We start from the raw sequence: 8,220 nt of genomic DNA, 5'->3' as shown, positions 1-8,220 counted from the left end.
AACATTTTCTCAACAGTTTATCTTTAGATGGAGACAACTTAATGGCTGATGTAGCCAGTGATTATTTTGAAGATTATGTTCATTACAAAGATGACGTTAATTTTGGAATGACTAATGAAGATTTCTTAAATATAATGAGAGCCATTCAAGAAAAGTTATAAAAGTAATATTTAGTTTTTGTTTCTCTATTTTGTTATATCATTGAACATTTCATTCAAACTATTTGCTATATTTGTCTGAAATAATACGTTGAATTATGCAACAGAGTTTCAATTGGTATATAGAAAATGCAATAAAGGAGAACTGGGAAAGTATAGCTCTTTCTGATTTTAAAGGGGTCTCTTACAGTTATAAAGATATTGCAAGGAAGATTGCAAAAATGCACATTCTTTTAGAAGCTGCAGATATAAAACACGGAGATAAGGTTGCTATTTGTGGACGAAATTCGTCTCATTGGGCTGTTGCTTTTTTCGCAACATTGACATATGGAGCCGTAGCCGTTCCCATACTGCATGAGTTTAAAGCTGATAATGTACATCATATCGTCAATCATTCGGACGCCAAATTTTTATTTGTAGGTGATATTGTCTGGGAAAATTTGAATGAGCAACAAATGCCAGAGTTGAATGCTATAGTCATGATGACAGATTTTTCTGTGTTGAAATCAAAGACAAACAAATTAATTGATGCCCGTGAACATCTAAATGAATATTTTGGAAAGCGGTTCCCAAGCCGATTTACGAAAGACGATGTGAAGTACTATGATGATAAACCTGATGAACTGGCTCTGATTAATTATACTTCTGGCTCGACAGGCTTTTCAAAAGGAGTAATGCTTTCTTACAGAAGTATTTGGTCAAATTTGAAGTTCTGTAACGAGAATCTGGACTTTTTACAAGCTGGTGACGGCACTGTTTCCATGCTGCCTATGGCTCATATGTATGGTTTGGCTATAGAACTTTTGAATCCATTTGCGAAGGGTTGTCATATTCATTTTCTGACACGTGTCCCCTCCCCCAAAGTAATCATGGATGCTTTTGCTGAAATAAAACCGAAGCTGATTGTTGCCGTTCCTCTTATTATAGAAAAAATTATCCGTACCAAGGTATTTCCTTTATTAGAAAAACCTCTGGTGAAATTAATGTTGATGGTACCTGTACTCGACACTCAGTTGCTTACTCGTATAAAAAACAAATTAGAGGAAACATTTGGAGGGAATTTGCAAGAAATGATTATTGGAGGAGCTGCTTTGAATCCGGATGTAGAACAATTTCTTAGCAAAATAGATTTTCCTTTTACTGTAGGATATGGAATGACAGAATGTGGCCCTCTGATTTCATATGCTTGGTGGCAGGAAGCACGTACTGGCTCATGTGGTAAAGTGGTTGAAAGAATGGCAGCTCGCATAGATTCTCCAGATCCTCAATCCATTGTTGGAGAGTTACATGTAAAAGGAGATAATGTGATGATGGGCTATTATAAAAATGAAGAAGCGACAAGACAGGTTATGAAAGATGATGGCTGGATGAATACTGGGGATTTGGCTATTATTGATGAAGATGGTTATTTGTATCTTAAAGGTCGTAGCAAGAGCATGATTTTAGGACCTTCGGGACAAAATATTTATCCAGAGGAAATTGAAGCTAAGTTGAATAATATGCCATATGTGAGTGAGTCCGTTGTTATCGATCAGGATGGAAAATTAGTTGCATTGGTATATCCCGATTTTGAGAATGCAGAACGGGCAGGCTTGGCAGGAGATAAAATTACAACTCAGATGGAAGAAAATCGTATTGCTCTGAATAAAGAATTACCGGCATATAGTCAGATTAGTAAAACGAAGATTTATTATGAAGAGTTTGAGAAAACACCAAAGCGGAGCATTAAACGATATTTATATCAAAATTCTTGATTTAGACAATTTTTTCTAATTATATAACTTAAAATATTTAAGTGGGATTTACAAATAAGAAAATGAAAGTAAATCCTACTTTTTTTTATACTTGTTTTGCAAAAATGAAAGCAAAATGTATTAAACTCGAACAAAAAGATATACCTTTGTAAAAATAGAATATTTGTACTATAGCAAAAACACATAACAAGATGTATTATCAACCTGAAATTGAGACAATAACCCGATTGGAACTTGAAAAACTGCAAGTAAAGCGGCTGAAAGAGACTATAAATATTGCAATACACACTCCTTTTTATTCCAAAATTTTGAAGGAAAGAAATCTGTCTGCTGACAGTATTTGTAGCATAGAAGATGTACGGAAACTACCTTTTACGACAAAAGAAGATTTGCGAAATAATTATCCATTTGGCTTAGTTGCAACTGATATGAAAAATGTAGTGAGACTACATTCTTCAAGTGGCACGACAGGAAATCCGACTGTGATTTGCCACACTCAGAAAGATTTGGATAATTGGGCCAATCGTGTAGCTCGATGCTTATATATGGTCGGGATACGGGACACTGATGTTTTTCAAAATACATCAGGTTATGGGATGTTTACCGGAGGATTAGGTTTTCAATATGGAGCAGAGCGTTTGGGAGCATTAACTGTCCCCGCTGCTGCAGGCAATAGCTTGAGGCAAATAAAATTTATTACAGATTTTGGTACTACAGCAGCTCACGCTATACCCAGTTATGCGACACGTCTGGCTGAAGTAATGACAGAGATAGGGATAGATCCCAAGAAAGATACTAAATTGAAGACATTAGTTATTGGTGCTGAACCTCATACTGATGAACAGAGAAAGCGGATAGAGGAATTATTGGGAGTAAAGGCCTATAATAGCTTTGGAATGTCAGAAATGAGTGGTCCCGGTGTTGCTTTTGAGTGTACATATCAGAACGGACTCCATTTATGGGAAGATTGTTTCATTCTGGAAATTGTTGATCCTGAAACTTTGGAACCGGTGGAAGATGGAGAAATTGGAGAATTGGTATTGACAACTCTGGATAGAGAAGCTATGCCCTTGATTCGTTATCGTACCAGAGATTTAACAAGGATTATCCCCGGACCATGTCCTTGTGGCAGAACTCATCGTCGGATAGATCGTATCAAAGGTCGTAGTGATGATATGTTTATCGTTAAAGGTGTAAATATATTCCCGATGCAGATAGAAAAAATCTTAATGCAATTTAAAGAATTGGGAACTAACTATTTAATTACAGTAGATACTGTTGGAAATAATGATGAAGTTCTGGTGGAGGTTGAATTAAGTGACTTGTTTACTGATGATTATAGTAAGTTACAGCAATTAACTAAATCTATAACTCATAAATTGAAAGATGAAATATTACTGACTCCAAAAGTCAAGCTAATAGATAAAGGTAGCCTACCTCTATCTGAAGGTAAAGCCATACGAGTAAAAGATTTAAGAAATAACAAATAATGATTAACCAAAATTCCTGAATATGATTATACAACAGCTATCAGTCTTTCTTGAAAATAAATCAGGAAGATTAAATGAAATATTGGATATATTAGGCCATGCGGACATACGAATTATTGCCGCTACTGTTGCTGATACATCAGAATATGGTATTCTAAGATTGATAACGTCTGATACCCAGACTGCATATAAATTATTAAAAGAGAACAAAGTAAGTGCTAACCTAAGTGAAGTGATTGCCATTTCATGTGACTCGTTGGCAGGAGATTTTGCAACAAAGCTGAAATGCTTTTCCGAACATGGAATAAATATAGAATATATATACTGTTTTTCTGTCAAGTCCAAAGCCTTTCTTATTTTACGAGCAAATGATAAAGATGCTGCAATCAAAGTGGCTAAAAATTTTAATCTGACGATGATTTCAGAAAAACAATTGACTGATTTGTAAAACAATGGAAATATTGAAAAGAAGAATCTTGGAAGACGGAGCCTGTTTTGAAGGAGGGATACTTAAGGTCGATAGTTTTATCAATCATCAGATGGATCCTCAATTGATGAAATCCATCGCAGATGAATTTGTAAAACGTTTTTCAGGAGTATATATCAATAAAATCATGACTATTGAAGCCAGTGGTATAGCACCAGCTATTATGGTTGGTTATCAAATGCAGCTCCCTGTTGTTTTTGCCAAAAAGAAAGAACCTAAAACAATGAGGCATGCTCTCACATCAATAGTACACTCATTTACAAAAGACAGGGACTATCCGGTCAGTATAAGTGGAGAATATTTGACACCGGAAGATCATGTTTTATGTATCGATGATTTTTTAGCTAATGGCAATGCAGCTTTGGGCATGATAGATTTGATAAATCAGGCCGGTGCAACGCTTGCAGGAATGGGGTTTATTATCGAAAAAGAATTTCAGAATGGAGGACATATATTAAGAGAGAAAGGTATCCACGTAGAATCTTTAGCCATAATTAAAAGTTTAGAAAATTGCCAGATAGTGTTTAAATAGAAAATTTCTCAAAAAAATAATTTTATAATATAAACAAAACATACGGAAGGTGAAGCTTGTTTTTGGATTTCACCTTCCGTATGTTTTGTTTATATTTTTTTATTGTATATAGAAATTGGTATATATCCTAATATTCCTACAATGAGGTAAAAACGTATAAGAAATGTACATGAAATTAAATAAATTGATTAAATATTTGAGAGTTACAATACTACTATTACCAAACTATATCTATTAATTTCCTCCAATTATTAAATAGTTGTATATTGAAAAGTATCATTTTTAGATAAAAAAGTATTTATATTTTTTTATTTAATATGATACATTTGTGTCAGTTGTAAATATATAATCAGATAGTTATCTAGCAAGTTCTATTTGAATAATAAATATGGCCATGAAAGAAGTCTGTTAGGGAATATAAAAACTCATTATCAACAAAAGTTTTCTTACTTACCTTTTTGAGTAAATAATATGTTTTCCGTTGGTATTATTATTTGTAAAATCTGACGTTTTTAAAGAGTATTTTATCTATAATTAGTTATTTATGAGAAAATTTATTTTACTATTCAGTATTTTCATTTGTTGTCAATTTGTGTTTGCCAATGAAATACGATGGAGAATCAATCTTAACACCAACTGGAAGTTTCAAACTAAAATACTTACCGATGCTCCAGCTTCAGTTGATTATGCAGATGAGACATGGACTACTGTAAATATTCCACATACATGGAATAGTACTGATGCTCAGGATGGTGGTAATAATTACTTACGTACTATTGGATGGTATAGAAAATCTTTGCCTTGGAATGATTCTTTTCAAGGAAAGAAGCTTTATATTGAATTTTTAGGAGCTTGTCTACAAGCTGAGTGTTTCGTAAATGGCAAATCTGTAGGAAATCATAAGGGTGGTTATACGGCTTTTCGTTTTGATATTACTGCTCAAATGCAGCAAGGGAATAATATTATTGCTGTAAAAGTAGATAATAGATTATCAGAAGAAATCATACCTTTAGGTGGAGACTTTTCTGTTTTAGGCGGTTTATATAGGGATGTCTCTTTAATTGTAGTAGACCCTGTACATATTGATTTGATGGATTGTGGTTCTTCCGGACTCTACTTGACTCCTACCAATGTTAGTGAAGCAAGTGCCGATTTAGAGATAAGAGCCAAAATATTGAATAATTCTTCAGAAACTAAAACTATTACAATCAATGGAATATTGAGAAATCCTGATAATTTTACAACTATAGAGGATGTTCCTAATCCAGCGTTTGATGTAAACGCGATGTGTCCAGGTGGCAAAGAAATAAAAAAAGTGAACAAGACAGTAGCAATAGAGCCTGGAAGTTCATATCAATTTAAAGAAAAAGTAACAGTTGAAAATCCACATTTGTGGAATGGAAAGAAAGATCCTTATCGCTACCTTGTAGATTTAGAGATTACCGAAGGTGAAAATATAATAGATGCTGTATCAGAATACGTCGGTTTTAGATACTATTCTGTAACAAAAGATGGATTTTTTTTAAATGGCAATTTGTATCCTTTACGTGGCGTCGGGAAGCATCAAGACCGATATAACATGGGGTATGCTGTTACCAGCAAGGAACAAAATGAAGATTTCGGAATGATATATGATATGGGGGCAAACGCTATTCGTTTGGCGCATTATCCGCATGATCCTTATATCTATGATTTATGTGACCGATATGGATTAGCAGTTTGGACAGAAATACCACTTGTAGATCGCCCTGGAACTGCTGCAACATTTAATGACATTACTAAAACTCAGTTGAGAGAATTAATTCGTCAACACTATAATCGTCCGTCTGTCTTTTTTTGGGGATTGCAAAACGAAATCCGAGAGCAACACGATACACATATGAGGGGATTAATGAAAGAATTAAACGAATTAGCCCAAATTGAAGATCCTACCCGCCTAACAGTTCAAGCTACCAATCACTATACTGCAAGAAATTGGGATTCGGACGTTTTTGCTTGGAACTACTATCCAGGATGGTACGTACAAAATCCTCTTTTTAGTAGCAAGTTGGATGATTTCAAAAATTCAGAATCTCGCCCTACTGCACTTTCAGAATACGGAGCTGGTGGTAGTATTTATCACCATGAAATAAACCCTTCAAAACCGGTAACAAATGGAGGAAAATTTCATCCAGAAGAATATCAAAATAAAGTTCATGAACAAGCCATTGTAGATATTTCTACACGAAATTTTGTTTGGGGAACCTTTTTGTGGAATATGTTCGATTTTGCTTCGGACGGAAGAAATGAAGGGGATCAACCTGGTACGAATGATAAAGGCTTGGTTACCTATGACCGCAAAGTGAAAAAAGACAGTTATTATGCTTATAAAGCAAATTGGAGCGATGATCCGTTTGTGTATATTACGAGCCGAAGGTATACCGAACGAGAAGAAACGATTACTCCCGTAAATATTTATTCTAATTGTGAATCGGTAGAACTTTTTGTAAATGGTGCATCAAAAGGGAAAAAACTATCAAAAGATGTTCAATGTGGATTTTTTAAATGGGATAATATCGAACTCTTGTCGGGCTCAGAAAACAAAATCAAGGTAATAGGAATTAAAAATAAAGAAGAGTATTCAGATGAAGTTATATGGACTAAAATAGCTGGGACAACGACAAATTTACAATCTGACAAACTTGTTGTGGATATAGATAACAAAAGAATCGTATTTGAGGAAAATATTCCTGTAAAAAATATCGATACCTACCTGCAGGCTCTTGATGGCGCGACTTTTATTATTGTTGAGTCTGATGGAGAGACTCTTGTGACAGAAGGATTTATTAGTATCGGAATGAAAGTAATAGTAACATCTGAAGATAAAAAAAACAAGGCCATATATGAGTTCGTTTCCGGTCATATAGCTTTAAATAAACCCATAACGACCGATTCGGAACAGATAAATGAAAACAACTTGGCGCGTTATGCTGTAGACGGAGATTATACTACACGTTGGGCATCGAAAGACAAGAATGCTCATTGGCTTGAAATTGATTTAGGAAAGGAATATATCTTAAATAAGATTACTATTCATTGGTATAACCCTAATGGAACCAGAACTTATCAATATTATGTGAAGACAGCAGACAATAGAAAAAACTTTGTTACAGAAGTAGATCGTTCTACTAACAATCAGTCAAATACCATCTCCGACAATTTGAAAAGCAAAAGTCGATTTGTAAAAGTCGAGGTTATCGGTGGTAATGCTTCTACTGCTTATCCTTCTTTATATGAAATAGAAGTATTCGGATGGATTATCGAATCAGACGAATACGTTATAGATTTTGAGAATAAGCAAATAAAAATTTTGAATTCAGAAGAAAATGTACAGAATCTTACTACGGAAAAGTTTTTAGGAAATATTTCTTTTGAAGGTAATATGTCATATAGTTTGAATAGTATGTCATATTTTATACAAGAAAATGATGAACTGGTTATAACTGACCATTCAGGAAATGTGACAAAATTTAAATGTGTTTTTTCTGATGATTTGACATCAATTAATGATAAAAAAAAAGAAAGTCCATTTCAAATAACAAAACAGGGTCACGAATTGACTGTCAAATCAATTGATTTAGTAGATTCTGTAAAATTAGAAATAAGAAATTTACTCGGACACACGATTGTTTCAGAACAATTTAGTGATAGTTATACCTGCCAATTAGGCAGCGGACTTTATCTGATTAGTTTGTCTACACCCCAATTAAATTACAAAACGGTTAAGTATTTGATAAAATAATTTAATCTCAAACGCGAA

The 8,220-nt window shown here is 34.0% G+C and carries 5 protein-coding genes; all 5 read left to right on the top strand.

Annotated elements, in window-relative coordinates; translation table 11 throughout:
• Positions 1-256: 256 nt before the first annotated feature.
• Complete coding sequence (locus tag BN2628_RS02545) at positions 257-1,912, top strand: AMP-binding protein (RefSeq protein WP_044230816.1); 1,656 nt, start codon at positions 257-259, stop codon at positions 1,910-1,912.
• A 191-nt stretch (positions 1,913-2,103) separates the two neighbouring features.
• Complete coding sequence (locus BN2628_RS02540) at positions 2,104-3,402, top strand: phenylacetate--CoA ligase family protein (protein WP_044230817.1); 1,299 nt, start codon at positions 2,104-2,106, stop codon at positions 3,400-3,402.
• Between the two features lie 22 nt (positions 3,403-3,424).
• A complete protein-coding gene (locus BN2628_RS02535; RefSeq protein ID WP_044230818.1) occupies positions 3,425-3,850 on the top strand; it encodes an acetolactate synthase in 426 nt (141 codons plus the stop codon).
• Between the two features lie 4 nt (positions 3,851-3,854).
• Entirely contained in the window at positions 3,855-4,421 is a 567-nt protein-coding gene (gene xpt / locus BN2628_RS02530) for a xanthine phosphoribosyltransferase (RefSeq protein ID WP_044230819.1), read from the top strand.
• Between the two features lie 544 nt (positions 4,422-4,965).
• Positions 4,966-8,202 carry a glycoside hydrolase family 2 TIM barrel-domain containing protein gene (locus BN2628_RS02525; protein WP_082430120.1) on the top strand — a complete coding sequence of 1,079 codons (3,237 nt, stop codon included), beginning with the start codon at positions 4,966-4,968 and terminating at the stop codon, positions 8,200-8,202.
• Positions 8,203-8,220 lie beyond the last annotated feature (18 nt).

The organism is Gabonia massiliensis, assembly GCF_001403595.1.
In the GTDB taxonomy this organism is placed as follows: Bacteria; Bacteroidota; Bacteroidia; order Bacteroidales; family Coprobacteraceae; genus Coprobacter; species Coprobacter secundus.
This window is presented reverse-complemented; position numbering and strand designations above follow the sequence as displayed.